Raw genomic sequence first — 18,676 nt, forward strand, 5'->3', positions numbered from 1 at the left:
TCGCGAGGCCCGCCAGATAACGGATCGCGCCTGTTTTACAGGGGTTTTTATGCCGCTGGCGTGTCGCGTTAGCGCCAGCGCGTGTCGTGTCTGCGCAAGTCGGGCGAGATTTGGACTTGTACGTTTTGATCCACCGCGCAAGGCGCCATGCGTTGCCGGCGCGGCCCGACAACCTGTATCGCCAGACCAGAGAGACCCGACACCATGAGAAAACTGAATGCGGTGGCACTGAGCGGCATCGCGGTGGCATTGAGCGCCGTCTCGACAGAAAGCCATGCCCAAAGCAGCGTCACCCTGTACGGGATCATCGACGCTGGCGTGACCTACGTGAGCAATGCGGGCGGCTCGCATCAAGTGAAATTCGACGATGGCATTGCGCAGGCGAACCGCTGGGGTCTCAAGGGCACCGAGGATCTCGGCGGCGGGTTGAAGGCCGTGTTCCAGCTGGAGAGCGGCTTTCACCTCGGCAACGGACAGATCGCCAACGGCGGCTCGCTTTTCGGTCGCCTCGCTTATGTCGGACTCCAGAACGATTGGGGCACGCTCACGTTCGGCAATCAGGCCGATATGACGCAGGAGTTCGTCTACCTCTACAACGTCACGGCATGGGCGAGCGGCTACGCAATCAACCAGGGCGACTTCGACCGCATGAACGGCGACCATCTGCCGAACGCCGTGAAGTTCATGTCGAACACGTTCGGCGGATTCCAGTTCGGCGGCATGTACTCGTTCAGTAACACGCCAGGCGACTTTCACACCGGCAGCGCCTGGAGCGTGGGCGCGCAGTACCAGAACGGCCCGTTCGCGATGGGCACCGCGTACACGCAGTTGAACAATCCATCGGGCATCTACGCGTTCGACCCGTACAACATGATTGGCGTGCGCACGTTCTTCGGCAGGCCGACCGTCAGCGTCGATCCGGCCACGGGCGCGGTGAGTTCGCTCTATTCGGAGACGCCGTTCCCCGTGGACAAGCAGGCCACCTTCGGCGCGGGCGCGAGCTACGCCATCGGCGACGTCACGCTCATGGGCGCTTTCACGTACACGCAGATCAAGGCGTTCGGCGAGAGCGAGCACATGCAGGTGGGCGAGGGCGGCGCGAACTGGCAGGTGACGCCCGCGTTCAGCGTGGCGGGCGGCTACCAGTACTCCCACTTCGACGGCCACCACTGGAACCAGCTTTCGGCGGGGATGCATTACCTGCTTTCGAAGCGCACGGACGTGTACATCTCAGGCGACTGGCCCAAGGCCTCGCAGGGTGTGGACGCGGTGATCGGCTATAGCTTCACGCCGTCTTCCACCACCACCCAGGCCGATGTGCGCATTGGCTTGCGTCATCAGTTCTGAGCGGACATGCGGGTGCTTTTCCACCGCAAAACATCGGGAAAACCCGCGGTAAAACCCTCGCGAATCGTCCGCCGGAGTCGCCCGCAGCCCCGGCTGGCGAGGCCGTCCAACGGCGATGGCGTTTTTGTTCTATCGGCTGCCACGGCCTCTTTGGTCTACTTGCACTCAAGCTCATCCATGCGCTCAGCGCGAAGGGAAGTCAGATGAACGTCAGCGTTTTCGACCTGTTCAAGATCGGGATCGGTCCGTCCAGCTCGCATACGGTCGGCCCGATGGTTGCCGCGTGCCGCTTCGCGTCCCACATCGAGGACGCCAATCTGCTCGCCTTTGTGCGTCGCGTCAAGGTCGAGCTGTACGGCTCGCTCGGCGCGACGGGCAAGGGCCACGGCACTGACAAGGCGGTGCTGCTCGGCCTCGAAGGCAACTTGCCCGACTCGATCGACCCTGACCAGATCGAGCCGCGCCTCGCCGCCATGCGCCGCGAGAAGATGCTCGTGCTGCTCGGCAAGCAGACCATCCGCTTCGACGAGAAGGAGTGCGTTGGCTTCTTTCGCAAGACGATGGGCGGCGCGAACACACTGCATCCGAACGGCATGCGTTTTCAGGCCTTCGACGAAAACGGGCAGCTGCTCGTCGAAAAAGAGTACTACTCGGTGGGCGGCGGCTTTGTCGTGAACCGCGACGGCGACCGCGTGAACGGCGTGCGCAGCGGACGCGAGGTGCCGTATCCGTTCCGCACCGGCGACGACCTGCTGCGCGTGTGCAACGAGAGCGGCCGGTCGATCGCCGACGTCACCTTTGCGAACGAATGCGCGGCACGTTCGCCGGAGGACGTGCGCGAAGGGCTGCTCGTGATCTGGCGCGCAATGGCCGCCTGCGTGGAGCGCGGCTGCAAGATGCATGGCGAGCTGCCCGGCCCGATGCAGGTGAAGCGCCGCGCCGCCGATCTCTCGGTGCATCTGCGTTCGCGCTCCGAGGAGTCGCTGCGCGATCCGCTGTCGATGCTCGACTGGGTCAATCTCTACGCCATGGCCGTGAACGAAGAGAACGCGGCGGGCGGCCGCGTCGTCACGGCGCCCACCAACGGTGCGGCGGGGGTGATTCCCGCTGTGCTGCACTACTACGTGAAGTTCGTGGCGGGCGCAAACGAAGACGGCATCGCCAACTTCCTGCTCACGGCCGCGGCCATCGGCATCATCTACAAGGAAACGGCGTCGATCTCGGGCGCCGAAGTGGGCTGCCAGGGCGAAGTGGGCGTGGCGTGCTCGATGGCCGCCGCGGCGCTCGCTGCCGTCATGGGCGGCACGCCGCGCCAGGTGGAGAACGCCGCCGAAATCGGCATGGAGCACAACCTCGGCATGACCTGCGACCCCGTGGGCGGCCTCGTGCAGATTCCCTGCATCGAGCGCAACGCCATGGGCGCGATCAAGGCGATCAATGCCGCGCGCATGGCGCTCAAGGGCAACGGCGAGCATTACGTCACGCTCGACAACGTCATCAAGACGATGCGCGAAACGGGTGCCGACATGAAGACGAAATACAAGGAGACGTCGCGCGGTGGTCTCGCCGTGAACGTCATCGAGTGCTAACTGAAGCTAATGGTAACGCGCAACAAGGGGTCTGCGAGATGAGCCGCTATTCGATATTCAGTCTGTTCCGCAACGGGTTGTCGTATCACGAGAACTGGGAGCGGCAGTGGAGAAGCCCGGAGCCGAAGAAGGAGTACGACGTGGTGATCGTCGGCGGCGGCGGGCATGGTCTCGCAACGGCCTATTACCTCGCGAAAGAGCACGGCGTGAAGAACGTCGCGATTCTGGAGAAGGGCTGGATCGGCGGCGGCAACACGGCGCGCAACACGACCATTGTGCGCTCGAACTATCTGTGGGACGAGTCGGCCGCGCTCTATGAGAAAGCGATGAAGCTCTGGGAAGGGCTCTCGCAGGACCTCAACTACAACGTGATGTTCAGCCAGCGCGGCGTGATGAATCTCGCGCATACGCTGCAGGACGTGCGCGATACCGAGCGCCGCGTGAATGCGAACCGCCTGAACGGCGTGGACGCGGAATTCCTCACGCCGGAGCAGATCAAGGAAATCGAGCCGACCATCAACCTGAACAGCCGCTACCCCGTGCTGGGCGCCTCGATCCAGCGCCGCGCGGGCGTGGCGCGCCACGACGCCGTGGCGTGGGGCTTCGCGCGCGGCGCTGACCAGCACGGCGTGGACATCATCCAGAACTGCCAGGTGACGGGCATTCGCCGCGACGGCGCGCGCGTGACCGGCGTGGATACGTCGAAGGGCTTCATCAAGGCGAAGAAGGTCGCCGTGGTGGCGGCGGGCAATACCACGACGCTCGCGGACATGGCCGGCGTGCGCCTGCCGCTGGAAAGCCACCCGCTGCAGGCGCTGGTGTCGGAGCCGATCAAGCCGGTCGTGAACACCGTGATCATGTCGAACGCGGTGCACGCCTATATCAGCCAGTCCGACAAGGGCGATCTCGTGATCGGCGCGGGCGTGGACCAGTACACCGGTTTCGGCCAGCGCGGCAGCTTCCACATCATCGAAGGCACGCTGCAGGCCATCGTCGAAATGTTCCCGGTGTTCTCGCGCGTGCGCATGAACCGGCAGTGGGGGGGCATTGTCGACGTTTCGCCGGACGCCTGCCCGATCATCAGCAAGACCGACGTGAAGGGTCTCTATTTCAACTGCGGCTGGGGCACCGGCGGCTTCAAGGCGACGCCGGGCTCGGGCTGGGTATTCGCGCACACCATTGCGAAGGACGAGCCGCATCCGCTCAACGCGCCGTTCTCGCTGGACCGCTTCTATACCGGCCATCTGATCGACGAACACGGCGCAGCCGCCGTCGCGCACTAGGCAACTTCGTTGCATGGGACCAGAGTAAGGCGCTGAAGCGCCAACTCTGGTCGACAGGAGATCCAAACATGTTGATCATTGAATGCCCGTGGTGCGGTCCCCGCGCCGAAGTCGAGTTCACGTGCGGCGGCGAAGCCGACATCGCGCGTCCGCTCGACACCGACAAGCTCACCGACAAGGAGTGGGGCGACTACCTCTTCATGCGTCACAACCCACGCGGCGTGCATAAAGAGCAGTGGCTGCACGCGCAGGGCTGCCGCCGCTGGTTCATGGCGACGCGCGACACCGTCACCTACGAGATTCAGTCTTACGAAACCTTCGGCGCAGCAAATGGGGCGCAAGGCGACAAGCAAGGGAGCACGCAGCGATGAGCCAGAAGAACCGCCTCGGCGCCGGTGGGCGCGTGAACCGCGCAATTCCGCTGAACTTCACGTTCAATGGCCGCACGTATCAGGGCTTTCAGGGCGACACGCTGGCCTCGGCGCTGCTCGCCAACGACGTGCATTTCGTCGCGCGCAGCTTCAAGTACCATCGCCCGCGCGGCATCATGACGGCGGACGTGGCCGAGCCGAACGCTATCGTGCAGCTCGAGCGCGGCGCGTATACGGTGCCCAATGCGCGCGCGACCGAAGTCGAGTTGTACCAGGGGCTCGTCGCGACGAGCGTGAACGCCGAGCCTAGCCTCGAAAACGATCGCATGGCGATCAACCAGAAGTTCTCGCGCTTTCTGCCGGCGGGCTTTTACTACAAGACCTTCATGTGGCCGCGTAAATGGTGGCCGAAATACGAGGAAAAGATTCGCGACGCCGCGGGTCTCGGCAAAGCGCCCGAAGTGCGCGACGCCGACCGCTACGACAAATGCTTCGCGCATTGCGATGTCCTCGTGGTGGGCGGCGGCCCCGCCGGCCTCGCGGCCGCGCATACGGCGGGCGCAACCGGCGCACGCGTGATTCTGGTGGACGACCAGCGCGAACTGGGCGGCAGCCTGCTGTCGTGCAAGGCCGATATCGACGGCCGTCCTGCGCTCAATTGGGTCGAGAAGATCGAAGCCGAACTCAAGCAGATGCCCGACGTGAAGATCCTGTCGCGCAGCACGGCGTTCGGCTATCAGGATCACAATCTCGTGACCGTGACGCAGCGTTTGACGGAGCATCTGCCGGTTTCCACGCGCCAGGGCACGCGCGAGCTGTTGTGGAAAATCCGCGCCAGGCGCGTGATTCTCGCCACCGGTGCGCACGAGCGTCCCATCGTGTTCGGCAACAACGATCTGCCGGGCATCATGCTGGCCTCGGCGGTCTCGACGTATATCCATCGCTATGGCGTGTTGCCGGGCCGCAATGCGGTCGTCTTCACGAACAACGACGCGGGCTACCGTTGTGCGCTCGATCTGAAGGCATGCGGCGCGACCGTCACGGTCGTCGATGGGCGCGCCCAGGGCAACGGCGCATTGCAGGCCACCGCGCGCCGCCAGGGCGTGAAGGTGATGTACAACGCGGCCATCAACTGTGCGCATGGCAAGCAGCGTGTGAGTTCAGTCGACGTGGTGGGCTACACGAACGGGCAGGCCGGCGCGCAGCAGGCCACGCTTGCATGCGATCTCGTTGCGGTGTCGGGCGGCGTCAGCCCGGTGCTGCACCTCTTCGCGCAGTCGGGCGGCAAGGCGCACTGGAGCGACGCGAAGGCGTGCTTCCTGCCCGGCAAGCGCGTGCAGGAGGAAGTGAGCGTTGGGGCGGCAGTGGGCGAATTCGGGCTTGGCCGCGCGCTCACGCAGGGCGTGGACGGCGGCATCGACGCGGCGAAGTCGCTCGGCTTCCCGCTCAAGCGGCCCGCTGTGCCCAGGGCAGCCGAGGTCGAAGAGACGCCGCTGCAGGCGCTGTGGCTCGTGGGCAGTCGCAAGGATGCGGCGCGCGGGCCGAAGCAATTCGTCGACTTCCAGAACGACGTCTCGGCAGCGGACATTCTGCTCGCCGCGCGCGAAGGCTTCGAGTCGGTCGAGCACGTGAAGCGTTACACGGCCATGGGCTTCGGCACCGACCAGGGCAAGCTCGGCAATATCAACGGCATGGCGATTCTCGCCAGCGCGCTCGGCAAGACGATTCCCGAGACAGGCACGACGACGTTCCGCCCGAACTACACGCCTGTCACGTTCGGCACGTTCGCAGGGCGCGAACTCGGCGACATGCTCGACCCGATCCGCAAGACCTGCATTCACGAGTGGCACGTGCAGCACGGCGCGGAATTCGAGGACGTGGGCAACTGGAAGCGCCCGTGGTACTACCCGAAAAGCGGGGAGAATCTGCACGCGGCCGTGAAGCGCGAGTGTCTTGCGGTGCGCAACAGCGTCGGTATTCTCGATGCTTCCACGCTGGGCAAGATCGACATTCAAGGCCCCGACGCCGCGAAGCTGCTCAACTGGGTCTATACGAACCCGTGGCTCAAGCTCGAAGTGGGCAAGTGCCGTTACGGCCTGATGCTCGATGAAAACGGCATGGTGTTCGACGACGGCGTGACGGTGCGCCTCGGCGAGCAGCACTACATGATGACGACCACCACCGGCGGCGCGGCGCGTGTGCTCACGTGGCTCGAACGCTGGCTGCAGACCGAGTGGCCCGACATGAAGGTGCGTCTCGCTTCCGTCACCGACCACTGGGCGACGTTCGCCGTGGTCGGCCCGAAGAGCCGCAAGGTGCTGCAGAGGGTATGCAAGGACATCGACTTCGACAACGCCGCGTTCCCGTTCATGTCGTATCGCAACGGCACGGTCGCGGGCGTGAAGTCGCGCGTCATGCGCATCAGCTTCTCGGGCGAGCTGGCCTATGAAGTGAACGTGCCGGCCAATGCAGGCCGCGCCGTCTGGGAAGCGTTGATGGAAGCCGGCGCCGAGTTCGACATCACGCCGTACGGTACGGAAACGATGCACGTGCTGCGTGCCGAGAAGGGCTACATCATCGTGGGTCAGGACACGGACGGCTCGGTCACGCCTTTCGATCTCGGCATGGGCGGTCTCGTCTCGCAGACGAAGGACTTCCTCGGCCGCCGCTCGCTCAAGCGCTCGGATACGGCGAAGGAAAACCGCAAGCAGTTCGTCGGGCTGCTGACCGACGATGCGCAATACGTGCTGCCCGAAGGCGGCCAGATCATCGCACCGGATGCGCAAGCGCGCGCCGACGGCACGACGCCGATGATCGGTCACGTGACGTCGAGCTACTACAGCCCGATCCTGCAGCGTTCCATCGCGCTGGCGGTCGTGAAGGGCGGCTTGAACAAGATGGGCGAGCGCGTGGTGATTCCCATGGCCGATGGCCGGCGCGTGAGCGCGCAGATCGCGAGCCCGATTTTCTACGACACGGAAGGAGTGCGTCAGCATGTTGAATGAAACGAAAGACCCCCTGCCGGTCGCGGAGCGCGTCGTCGGTGTGCGCCTGGAGTCGCCGCTCGCAGGTGCCGCGGATCTGGTCAAGGCGCAGGAGGGACGCGCCTCGAAAGCGTTCGCCATGCGTGAGCTGCCGTTTCGTGACCTCGTGAACGTGCGCGGCGAATTGAGCGACCCGGCGTTCGTCGCGGCGTTCGCCGGCGTGGTTGGCTGCGAGCCGCCGGCCGCGCCGAACACCGTCGCGCGCAGCGACCACTACGACGTGCTTTGGCTCGGACCCGACGAATGGCTCGTACGCTCGCTCGCGCCTGTGCAAACGGGCATGCTCGAAGCGAAGCTGACCCCCGTGCTCGGCGATGCCTATGCGGCGGCCGTGGACGTCGGCAGCGGCAACACGGTGATCGAGATCGAAGGCACGCGGGCGCGCGACGTGCTCTCGCGCGGCTGCCCGCTCGACCTGCATCAGCGGCTCTTCAAGCCGGGTCAATGCGCGCAGAGCGTGTATTTCAAGGCTTCGATCGTGCTGATTCCCACGGGTGACGACCGCTTCGAAATCGTCGTGCGCCGCAGCTTCGCCGATTATTTCTGCCGCATCATGGTCGACGCCGCGGCGTCGGTCGCGCCATGAAGATCGTCGATGCAGCGTTCGAGCCGGCGCTTGGCGCGCTGGGCGCAATCGGTGCGCTCGGCGCACACGACGCGCCGCTCGGGCGCGGCTGGAGCGTATTCGTCGAAGCGTTGAGCGTGCCGGCGCGCATCGGTATCTATCCGCACGAGCACGGTTCCCCGCAGCCGCTCGTGATCGACGCGCAGCTCGGCTACCGCTGCATGCCGCACGAAAAGAACGCGACGGGTGAAGCGGGCGACTGGATCGACTACGACGGCTATTGCACGCGCCTTGCCGACTTTCTCGGGCGCAAGCCGCATACGCGGCTGCTCGAAACGCTGGTGGCGGACATGGCGGCGTTTTCGTTTCGCGAATGGCCCGCGCTGGAAACGCTCAGGCTCGCGGTGCACAAGCCGAAGATCCGGCCGGGTACGCGTCGCGTGGGCGTGGGGCTCGACTGGACGCGCGCCGACTATCGGCAATGGATACGGGCCGACGGGAGTGGGCAGTAGCAGGCAAGACGCGTAGCCCGATGTCGGCGCAAAGCAAGGGCGCGTCGCTTTTTGCACATCGTCGTCTGCGGCGCTCAGGCTACGCTCGAAGCACCGTTGTCTTGCGTACAGTTTGCGCGAGGCAACGCCATCTAGTGAGCAGCGTTGCGAGCTGCATCGAACAGGAGACAGCGAGATGAGCGGTAATCGAGGCGTCGTGTATCAAGGGCCGGGCAAGGTCGAGGTGCAGAACATCGCGTATCCGAAGATGGTCGATCCGAGCGGGCGCTCGATCGGCCATGGCGTCATTCTGAAGGTGGTCAGCACGAATATCTGCGGCTCGGACCAGCATATGGTGCGCGGGCGCACGACGGCGCCCGTCGGCCTCGTGCTGGGTCATGAGATTACCGGCGAAGTGGTGGAGGTGGGCAACGACGTCGAAACGCTGAAGATCGGCGACCTCGTTTCCGTGCCGTTCAACGTGGCGTGCGGGCGCTGTGCGATGTGCCGCGAGCAGCACACCGGTGTTTGCCTGAACGTGAATCCGTCGCGCGCGGGCGGTGCTTACGGCTATGTCGACATGGGCGGCTGGATTGGCGGCCAGGCCGAATACGTGCTCGTGCCGTATGCCGATTTCAACCTGCTGAAGTTTCCGGACCGCGACCAGGCGATGTCGAAGATTCGCGATCTCACCTGCCTATCCGACATTCTGCCCACGGGCTATCACGGCGCGGTCACGGCGGGCGTGAAGCCGGGCTCGACCGTTTATATCGCGGGCGCGGGTCCGGTGGGGATGGCGGCTGCGGCGTCGGCGCGTTTGCTTGGCGCGGCCTGCACGATCGTCGGCGACATCAATGCGGAGCGGCTCGCGCATGCGAAGGCGATGGGCTTCGAAGTGGTCGATCTGTCGAAAGACGCGACGCTCGGCGAGCAGATCGAACAGATTCTCGGCAAGCCGGAAATCGATTGCGCGGTGGATTGCGTGGGCTTCGAAGCGCACGGGCATGGCGCTTCCGGTCACTCGGAAGAGGCGCCGGCTACGGTGCTGAATTCGCTGATGGAAATCACGCGGCCCGCAGGCATGATCGGTATTCCTGGGTTGTATGTGACGGACGATCCGGGTGCACGCGATGTGGCCGCGCAGCATGGCAGCCTGAGCATCCGGTTTGGGCTTGGTTGGGCCAAGTCGCATACTTTCCATACAGGGCAAACGCCTGTGCTCAAGTACAACCGGAATCTCATGCAGGCGATTTTGTTTGATCGGTTGCCGATCGCCAAGATCGTGAATGTTTCGGTTATTTCGCTTGATGAGGCGCCTGAGGGGTATAAAAAGTTTGATGGCGGTGCGCCGCGGAAGTTTGTGATTGATCCGCATGGGTTGTTGGCCGCTTAATTTTTGGTTTTGGCTTTTGGCCTTTTTTTGTGGTTTTCCTGTTTTCGCGTCGGTCTGCATGCGTTGCCCCGCACAGGGGCAACGCATGCAGACCAGCGCGAAAACAAGTTTCAAATATGAACAACAGGCGAAGGCCCAACAACAGCCGCCGCCACAGGCGAATCAGCACCAGAAAGCGGTGCAATCCGCTTCCTCCGCTCCCCAGTAGGCGCACTCCCAAAAGCATCCCGATAGCTCTTGCTAAAGTGACAAGCCGACTGAAACCCACAGGCCATCGTAATCTGCATGATCGACATATCGGTCTGCAGCAGCAGCTCACGCGCGCGCCGCAAGCGCAGCGTTAAATAGTAATGCGTAGGCGTCATGCCAAGATGCTCGTGAAAGAGCCGCTGCAACTGCCGCTGTGACATATTCGCAAGCCGCGCCAGCTCTTCACGTGAAAGCGGCTCTTCGATATTGTTCTCCATAAGAGAGATGACCTCGAAGAGCGACTTGTTCGCGGACCCGAGCCGCGCGACGAGCGGCATGCGCTGCTGGGCAGACGTATCGCGCACATGCTCGACAACGAACTGCTCGGCGATCTGCGTCACGCGAGCAGTGCCCACACGTGCCGTGATGAGATGCAGCATCATGTCGAGCGGCGCGACGCCGCCGGTGCACGTCACGCGGTCGCGGTCGATGACGAAGAGCTCCTTGAGAAAACGCGTCGAAGGAAACTCCTCCTTCAGCGCCGACATGTTCTCCCAATGGATCGCGCAAGCATACCCAGCCAGCAACCCAGACTTCGCCAGCGCATAGGTACCCGTGCAAAGGCTGCCCAGCGCAACACCCATGCGCGCAAAGCGGCGCAGCGCAGCGAGATGGCCGGGCGTGGTGGCCCGCTGCACGTCGATGCCGCCGCAGACGAACACGATATCGGGTTGCCCCACGCATTCTGCCGGGCCGGTGTCGATGGAAAGCCCGTTGCTCGACGCGACCGGGCCGCCCTCCGGGCTGATGATCGACCACCTGTAAAGCGGCTGTCCGCTCAGGTAGTTAGCCATACGAAGAACTTCGATGGCGTTCGTGAACGCGATCATCGTGAAGTCGGGCAGCGGCATGAACGCGAAGTGCGCTAACGACGCTGTGCGATCCGGCAGCATGGGGGACGATTCCTTGTGATCGGTAGCCTGATGCCCAATGGAGGCCCGGTGAGGCCCGGGGGGCCGGCTACGCTACCGCAATTTTCGAATTTGGCGGGTCCAGTGTGCCATGCGGCAAAACCCTGAGTCATCTGGTCAATAAAGCCGGACGCGGGAAATAGGACGAGAGTGCGGGATTGGTGCACTGCGATGCACGATAAATAATCTGGATTGGGAAACATGGGGCACGGGCGCACCGTTAGCGGGCGCTCTAACGTAGCCACTTGTGAAAAATGGACGCGAATGGCGGAAAAGGAAAAGAACGCGTCTGAATTTCGACGTTGAGCGCCAATTCGAACGACAAGAATAGAACCGTCGGTCCCCAGCCGGTCAAGCGGGTTCAAAGCCGCTCTCAAGCCAGTCGCGACGGGGCCTCCAGCCTTGCAGGAAGTCCTTCATTCATCGTCACGGAAGCCCTATGTCGAACACTCAACCTTTCTTCTCGCAAACGCTGGCGCAGCGCGATTCGGCAATCCGCAGCAGCATCCTGAAAGAACTCGAGCGGCAGCAGTCGCAGGTCGAAATGATCGCGTCGGAAAACATCGTGTCGCGCGCCGTGCTCGAGGCCCAAGGCTCGGTGCTGACCAACAAGTACGCGGAAGGTTATCCGGGCAAGCGTTATTACGGCGGCTGCGAATTCGCCGACGAGGTGGAAGCGCTTGCCATCAGCCGCATCAAGCAACTGTTCAACGCCGGCTTCGCCAACGTGCAGCCGCATTCGGGCGCGCAGGCCAACGGCTCGGTCATGCTCGCGCTCGCCAAGCCGGGCGATACGGTGCTCGGCATGTCGCTCGACGCGGGCGGCCACCTGACGCACGGCGCCAGGCCGGCGCTTTCCGGCAAGTGGTTCAACGCCGTGCAGTACGGCGTGAACCGCGAAACCATGCTGATTGACTACGACCAGGTCGAAGAACTCGCGCAGCAGCACAAACCCAGCCTCATCATCGCGGGCTTTTCCGCATACCCGCGCGCACTCGACTTCGCGCGCTTTCGCGCCATTGCCGATTCGGTCGGCGCGAAGCTGATGGTGGATATGGCGCATATCGCGGGCATCATCGCGGCAGGACGCCATCAGAACCCCGTCGAGCACGCGCACGTCGTCACCTCCACCACGCACAAGACACTGCGCGGCCCGCGTGGCGGCTTCGTGCTGACCAACGACGAGGAGATCGCGAAGAAGATCAACTCGGCCGTGTTTCCCGGCCTGCAGGGCGGGCCGCTCATGCACGTGATCGCGGGCAAGGCGGTGGCGTTCGGCGAAGCGCTCGAAGCCAGCTTCAAGACCTATATCGACAGCGTGCTCGCCAATGCAAAGGCACTGGGCGAGGTGCTGAAGGCTGGCGGTGTCGACCTCGTCACGGGCGGCACCGACAACCATCTGCTGCTAGTCGATCTGCGGCCCAAGGGCCTCAAGGGCAATCAGGTCGAGCAGGCGATGGAGCGCGCCGGCATCACCTGCAACAAGAACGGCATTCCGTTCGACGCCGAAAAGCCCACGGTGACTTCGGGCATTCGCCTCGGTACGCCCGCGGGTACGACGCGCGGTTTCGGCGTGGACGAATTCCGCGAGATCGGGCGACTGATTCTCGAAGTGTTCGACGCACTGCGCACGCATCCCGAAGGCGACGCCGCCACGGAGCAGCGCGTGCGCCGCGAGATCTTCGCGCTGTGCGAACGCTTCCCGATCTATACGCAAGCCTGATTCTTCACACCACCGTCTTTCAATTCCATTCGCGAGTTTCGGAGCGGCTAATGAGCACTCTGCACGACAACAGCATCATCATCGACGGCCTGAACATTTCGAAGTTCGAACGCTCGGTGTTCGAAGACATGCGCAAGGGCGGCGTCACCGCCGTCAACTGCACGGTTTCCGTCTGGGAGGACTTCCAGAAGACCGTGGACAACATTGCGCAGATGAAGCAGCAGATTCGCGAGTACAGCGAGATCATCACGCTCGTGCGCACGACCGACGACATTCTGCGCGCGAAGAAAGAGAACAAGACCGGCATCATCTTCGGCTTCCAGAACTCGTATGCGTTCGAGGACAACCTCGGCTATATCGAGGTGTTCAAGGAACTCGGCGTGAACGTCGTGCAACTTTGCTACAACACGCAGAACCTGGTCGGCACCGGCTGCTATGAGCCGGACGGCGGCCTCTCCGGCTACGGGCGCGAAGTGATCCAGGAAATGAACCGCGTGGGGATTCTCGTGGATCTTTCGCACGTGGGCGGCAAGACGTCGTCGGATGCGATCGCGTGCTCGAAGAAGCCGGTGACGTATTCGCACTGCTGTCCGTCGGGTCTCAAGGAGCACCCGCGCAACAAGACCGACGAGCAGTTGAAGGAGATTGCCGACGCGAACGGCTTCGTGGGCGTGACGATGTTCGCACCGTTCCTCAAGAAAGGCCCGGATTCGACCGTCGAGGATTATCTCGAAGCGATCGAATACGTGGTCGATCTGATCGGCGAGGACCGCGTGGGCATCGGCACGGATTTCACGCAAGGCTACAGCACCGAATTCTTCGACTGGATCACGCACGACAAGGGCCGTTATCGCCGCCTCACGAATTTCGGCAAGGTCGTGAACCCGGAAGGCATCCGCACGATCGGCGAATTTCCGAATCTCACGGCGGCCATGCAAAAAGCCGGCTGGAGCGAGACGCGCATCAAGAAGGTCATGGGCGAGAACTGGATGCGCGTGTTCGGCGAAGTCTGGGGCGGTTGATCCCCGGGCCTGACCGTGCAGCATGGAAAGGCCATCATTACCAATAAGAAACCCTAACTAAAAAACGCTCGTTGAGTCATTGGAGCCCCACGAAATGCAACCGCAACTGCCGATCGATGTCGATCCTGCCACCGGTATCTGGACCACGGACGCGCTGCCGATGCTGTACGTGCCGCGTCACTTCTTCACCAACAATCACACAGCTGTGGAAGAGGCGCTGGGCCGCGATGCGTACGCCGAGATTCTCTACAAAGCCGGCTACAAGTCCGCGTACCACTGGTGCGCGAAGGAAGCCGAGAAGCACGGCATTGCCGGCATGGCCGCGTTCGAACATTACCTGAAGCGTCTTTCGCAGCGCGGCTGGGGCCTCTTCACGATACGCGAAGCCGACCCGGCCACCGCGCGCGCGAAGATCGAATTGCGTCATTCGTCGTTCGTGCTGGCGCAACCGGGCAAGGAAGGCAAGCTTTGCTACATGTTCGCGGGCTGGTTCGCGGGCGCGATGGACTGGGTGAACGACACGACGGAAGGCGGAAAGAACGCGCCGCGTTCGCAATCGAAAGAAGTGCAATGCGCCGCCGAAGGCCACGCGCACTGCGTATTCGAAGTCTCGCCGATCGCCGCCTGAACGGCCGCGCGCCCCCCGCAATCCAGGTCACACCGAAAGACACGAACGCCAGAGGTCGTCTGCGATGCGCTACCCGAATCTGTTCAAACCCTTGACGCTCAATCAGCTCACGCTGCGCAACCGCATCGTCAGCACGGCCCACGCCGAGGTCTATGCGGAGCCGGGCGGCCTGCCGGGCGACCGCTATATCCGCTATTACGAAGAAAAGGCCAAGGGCGGCGTGGGCCTGGCCGTATGCGGCGGCTCGAGCCCGGTGTCGATCGACAGCCCGCAGGGCTGGTGGAAGTCGGTGAATCTCGCCACCGACAAGATCATCGATCCGCTCGCGCGTCTGGCCGAGGCCATGCACCGCCATGGCGCGAAGATCATGATCCAGGCCACCCACATGGGCCGCCGCTCCGCCTTTCACGGCGAGCATTGGCCGCATTTGATGTCGCCTTCGGGTGTACGCGAGCCCGTGCACCGCGGCAACGCGAAGATCATCGAGGTGGAGGAGATCCGCCGCATCATCGGCGACTTCGCGGCGGCTGCCAAGCGCGTGAAGGACGCCGGCATGGACGGCATCGAAATCTCCGCCGCGCACCAGCATCTGATCGACCAGTTCTGGAGCCCCCGCACGAACTTCCGCACCGACGAATGGGGCGGCTCGCTCGAAAACCGTCTGCGTTTCGGCGTGGAAGTACTCAAGGCCGTGCGTGAAGCGGTGGGCAAGGACTTTTGCGTCGGCCTGCGCATGTGCGGCGACGAATTCCACGAAGACGGCCTCGATCACGAGCAGCTCAAGGAAATCGCACAGGCGATGTCGGAAACGGGTCTCATCGATTATCTCGGCGTGATCGGCTCAGGCGCGGATACGCACAACACGCTCGCGAACTGCATGCCGCCCATGGCGCTGCCGCCGGAGCCGTTCGTGCATCTCGCGGCGGGCATCAAGTCGGTGGTCAAGCTGCCGGTCATGCATGCGCAGAGCATTCGCGACGCGGGCCAGGCCGAGCGTCTGCTCGCGAGCGGCATGGTCGATCTCGTGGGCATGACGCGCGCGCAGATCGCCGACCCGCACATGGTCATCAAGATTCGCGACGGCCGCGAAGACGAGATCAAGCAGTGCGTGGGCGCGAACTATTGCATCGACCGCCAGTACAACGGGCTCGACGTGCTGTGCGTGCAGAACGCGGCAACGTCGCGCGAAGCGACCATGCCGCACGTGATCGAAAAATCGCGTGGCCCGAAGCGCAAGGTCGTGGTGGTCGGCGCGGGCCCGGCGGGCCTCGAGGCCGCACGCGTGGCGCGGCTGCGCGGCCATGATGTCGTGCTGTTCGAGAAGAACGAGGCCGTGGGCGGCCAGATTCTGCTCGCTGCGAAAGCGCCGCAGCGCGAGCAGATGGCGGGCATCGTGCGCTGGTTCGACATGGAGACGAAACGCCTGGGCGTGGATCGTCGCCTTGGCGTGACGGCCGACGAGAAAACCATTCTCGCGGAAAAGCCCGACATCATCGTGCTCGCCACGGGCGGGTCGAGCTTCACGCAGCAGGTTCCGGCCTGGGGCGTGGAAGAGGGGTTCGCCGTGAGCGCGTGGGACATCCTCAGCGGCAAGGTCGAGCCGAAGCAAAACGTGCTCGTCTACGACGGCGTGAGCACGCATGCGGGCGCAGGCGTCGCCGATTTCATTTCGAGCCGCGGCTCGAAGGTCGAGATCGTGACGCCCGACGTGAAGGTTGCCGACGACGTGGGCGGCACCACGTTCCCGATCTTCTATCGCCGCCTCTATGCGCAAGGGGTGATTCATACGCCGAATTACTGGCTCGACCGTGTGTACGAAGAAGACGGCAAGAAGATCGCCGTGCTGCGCAACGAGTACACGGAGGAACAGGAAGAGCGCGCCGTCGATCAGGTGGTGATCGAAAACGGCAGCACGCCGAACGACGCCTTGTACTGGGCGCTCAAGCCCGAATCGGTCAATCGCGGGCAGGTGGACGTGCACAAGCTCTTCGCAGCCGAGGCGCAGCCGTGCCTTGCCGAAGAGCTCGGCAATGGCCGCTTCCTGCTCTTCCGCGTGGGCGACTGCATCTCCTTGCACAACATTCATGGCGCGATTTACGACGCGCTGCGGCTCGCCAAGGACTTCTGAACCATGAATCCGACCTGGCTCATTACCGCGCTGCTGTGGGTGTCGATGGCGGGGCTCGCGTTTGCGGTCGCGAAGCGTGCCGCCTTCTGGCGGGTGGGGCGCGCCGCTGCGCCCGGCTCCGTCGGCGTCGGCAAGCTGTTCAGTATCCCGAAGCGTTATTTCATCGATCTGCACCATGTGGTGGCGCGCGACCCGTACATCGCCAAAACGCACGTCGCCACCGCGGGCGGCGCCATCGCGGCGCTCGCGCTCGTGTTCGTCAACTACGGTTTCGTGCTCTATTCGCCGTGGCTCGACAAGCTGATCTTTCTCGCGGCCCTCGCCATGCTGATCGGCGTGGTGTTCGTGTGGCGCCGCCGTCACGCGAAGGCGGTGCCGGCACGCCTTTCGCGCGGGCCCTGGAATACGCTGCCGTGGCTGCTCGGTTCGTTCGCGCTGGGCGTGGCGCTCTTCATGGTCGTGCCGGCGGGCGCCATGTCGGGCGGCTTCGCGGTGCTCTGCGCGGTGCTGATCGCCGTGGGCGCGTTCGCGATGACGTTCGGTGCGGCGCGCGGCGGCCCGATGAAGCATGCCGTGGCGGGGCTGTTGCACCTCGCGTTCCATCCACGCCAGGAGCGTTTTTCGGCCACGCGCGAGGGCTGGACCGGCAACGGCACGGCCACGCCGCCCACGGCGCTGAAGCTCCCCGACATCGAAGAGAAGCAGGAATACGGCGTGGCGAAGCCCGTCGAGTTTCGCTGGAACCAGTTGCTGAGCTTCGACGCCTGCGTGCAGTGCGGCAAATGCGAGGCCGCGTGCCCCGCGTTCGCCTCGGGCCAGCCGCTCAACCCCAAGAAGCTGATTCAGGATCTCGTGGTGGGCATGGCGGGCGGCACCGATGCGGCCTATGCAGGCAGCCCCACGCCCGGCATCAAGGTCGGCCAGCATGCCGGCGCGCCGAATGCCCCGATCGTTTCAGGCCTGATCGAAGCGCAAACGCTGTGGTCCTGCACAACCTGCCGCGCCTGCGTACAGGAGTGTCCGATGCTGATCGAGCACGTGGACGCCATCGTCGATATGCGCCGCAACCAGACGCTGGTGCACGGCGAGGTACCGGGCAAAGGACCTGAGGTGCTTGCCAATCTGCGCGAAACGGGCACGGCAGGCGGCTACGACAAGGCCGCGCGCTACGACTGGTCGGTCGATCTCAACGCGCCCGTGGCGCAACCGGGCAAGCGCGTGGACGTCCTCGTGGTGGCGGGCGAGGGTGCATTCGACATGCGCTATCAGCGCACGCTGCGCGCACTAGTGAAGGTCCTCAACAAGGCGGGCGTGAACTACGCGGTGCTGGGCGCGCGGGAAACCGACACAGGCGACGTGGCACGTCGCCTCGGCGACGAAGCCACATTCCAGCAGATGGCGAAGCAAATGATGACGACGCTCGCCTCGCTGGACTTTGCGCGCATCGTCACGGCTGACCCGCACGTCATGCATAGCCTGCGCAACGAGTACCGCGCGCTTGGCGGGCGTTACGAAGTGCTGCATCACACGACCTACCTCGCGGAACTCGCCGCGACCGGGCGCATCGCGCCCAAGGCCCTGCAGGCGCTCGCGGAAAAGCGCACGACGTACCACGATCCCTGCTATCTGGGCCGCTACAACGGCGAGACCGAAGCACCGCGCAAGCTGCTCAAGACCATCGGCATCAAGGTCGTGGAGATGGAGCGCCACGGCATGCGAGCACGCTGCTGTGGCGGTGGCGGCGGCGCGCCGCTCACCGATATCCCCGGCAAGCAGCGCATTCCCGATATCCGCATCGCCGACGCGCGCGCCGTCAACGCCGAAGTCGTCGCCGTGGGCTGCCCGCAGTGCACGGCGATGCTCGAAGGCGTCGTGGGTCCGCGCCCCGACGTGCTCGACGTGGCCGAACTCGTCGCCGCCTCGCTGGAGTGA

Annotated in this window: 14 protein-coding genes; 13 read left to right on the forward strand and 1 reads right to left on the reverse strand. The window is 64.0% G+C overall.

Translation table 11 applies throughout. The features are described from left to right. Positions 1-204 precede the first annotated feature (204 nt). From AB3X98_RS23825 to fdhA, 8 genes are all read left to right on the forward strand, one after another. Positions 205-1,347, forward strand: a complete 1,143-nt coding sequence (locus tag AB3X98_RS23825; protein ID WP_368603530.1) for a porin — start codon at positions 205-207, stop codon at positions 1,345-1,347. Between the two features lie 203 nt (positions 1,348-1,550). Continuing rightward, positions 1,551-2,936 (forward strand): L-serine ammonia-lyase, encoded by a 1,386-nt coding sequence (locus tag AB3X98_RS23830; protein WP_368603529.1) that lies wholly within the window; start codon positions 1,551-1,553, stop codon positions 2,934-2,936. A gap of 38 nt (positions 2,937-2,974) precedes the next feature. Continuing rightward, a complete protein-coding gene (locus AB3X98_RS23835; protein ID WP_042260300.1) occupies positions 2,975-4,219 on the forward strand; it encodes a sarcosine oxidase subunit beta family protein in 1,245 nt (414 codons plus the stop codon). 68 nt (positions 4,220-4,287) lie between these two features. Continuing rightward, positions 4,288-4,590, forward strand: coding sequence for a sarcosine oxidase subunit delta (locus AB3X98_RS23840; RefSeq protein ID WP_342946223.1), 303 nt, complete (start codon positions 4,288-4,290; stop codon positions 4,588-4,590). Further along, on the forward strand, positions 4,587-7,595 hold the full coding sequence (locus AB3X98_RS23845; protein WP_368603528.1) for a sarcosine oxidase subunit alpha family protein: 3,009 nt from the start codon (positions 4,587-4,589) through the stop codon (positions 7,593-7,595). The genes AB3X98_RS23840 and AB3X98_RS23845 overlap by 4 nt, the downstream gene beginning before the upstream one ends. After that, positions 7,585-8,220 (forward strand): sarcosine oxidase subunit gamma, encoded by a 636-nt coding sequence (locus AB3X98_RS23850; RefSeq protein ID WP_368603527.1) that lies wholly within the window; start codon positions 7,585-7,587, stop codon positions 8,218-8,220. The genes AB3X98_RS23845 and AB3X98_RS23850 overlap by 11 nt, the downstream gene beginning before the upstream one ends. Beyond that, positions 8,217-8,711 (forward strand): dihydroneopterin aldolase, encoded by a 495-nt coding sequence (locus AB3X98_RS23855; RefSeq protein ID WP_083245461.1) that lies wholly within the window; start codon positions 8,217-8,219, stop codon positions 8,709-8,711. Before AB3X98_RS23850 ends, AB3X98_RS23855 begins: the two co-directional genes overlap by 4 nt. A gap of 175 nt (positions 8,712-8,886) precedes the next feature. Beyond that, complete coding sequence (fdhA, locus tag AB3X98_RS23860) at positions 8,887-10,083, forward strand: formaldehyde dehydrogenase, glutathione-independent (protein ID WP_069267059.1); 1,197 nt, start codon at positions 8,887-8,889, stop codon at positions 10,081-10,083. A gap of 110 nt (positions 10,084-10,193) precedes the next feature. On the opposite strand, the gene AB3X98_RS23865 is transcribed toward fdhA, so the two are convergent. After that, a complete protein-coding gene (locus tag AB3X98_RS23865) occupies positions 10,194-11,264 on the reverse strand; it encodes a GlxA family transcriptional regulator (protein WP_368603690.1) in 1,071 nt (356 codons plus the stop codon). Positions 11,265-11,682: 418 nt separating this feature from the next. Between AB3X98_RS23865 and AB3X98_RS23870 the strand changes: the two genes are divergently transcribed. The 5 genes from AB3X98_RS23870 to AB3X98_RS23890 all read left to right on the forward strand — a co-directional run bounded on the left by AB3X98_RS23870 (position 11,683) and on the right by AB3X98_RS23890 (position 18,676). Then, positions 11,683-12,966 (forward strand): serine hydroxymethyltransferase, encoded by a 1,284-nt coding sequence (locus AB3X98_RS23870; RefSeq protein WP_368603526.1) that lies wholly within the window; start codon positions 11,683-11,685, stop codon positions 12,964-12,966. A 50-nt stretch (positions 12,967-13,016) separates the two neighbouring features. Continuing rightward, on the forward strand, positions 13,017-13,988 hold the full coding sequence (locus AB3X98_RS23875) for a dipeptidase (RefSeq protein WP_368603525.1): 972 nt from the start codon (positions 13,017-13,019) through the stop codon (positions 13,986-13,988). Between the two features lie 94 nt (positions 13,989-14,082). Beyond that, the gene (locus tag AB3X98_RS23880) at positions 14,083-14,616 is read left to right on the forward strand and encodes a DUF5943 domain-containing protein (RefSeq protein WP_368603524.1); all 534 of its coding nucleotides are present in this window, start codon (positions 14,083-14,085) and stop codon (positions 14,614-14,616) included. A gap of 64 nt (positions 14,617-14,680) precedes the next feature. After that, on the forward strand, positions 14,681-16,744 hold the full coding sequence (locus tag AB3X98_RS23885) for an FAD-dependent oxidoreductase (RefSeq protein WP_368603523.1): 2,064 nt from the start codon (positions 14,681-14,683) through the stop codon (positions 16,742-16,744). 3 nt (positions 16,745-16,747) lie between these two features. After that, the gene (locus AB3X98_RS23890) at positions 16,748-18,676 is read left to right on the forward strand and encodes a (Fe-S)-binding protein (RefSeq protein WP_368603522.1); all 1,929 of its coding nucleotides are present in this window, start codon (positions 16,748-16,750) and stop codon (positions 18,674-18,676) included.

Source organism: Paraburkholderia sp. BR14312, assembly GCF_040948675.1.
GTDB lineage: Bacteria > Pseudomonadota > Gammaproteobacteria > Burkholderiales > Burkholderiaceae > Paraburkholderia > Paraburkholderia nodosa_A.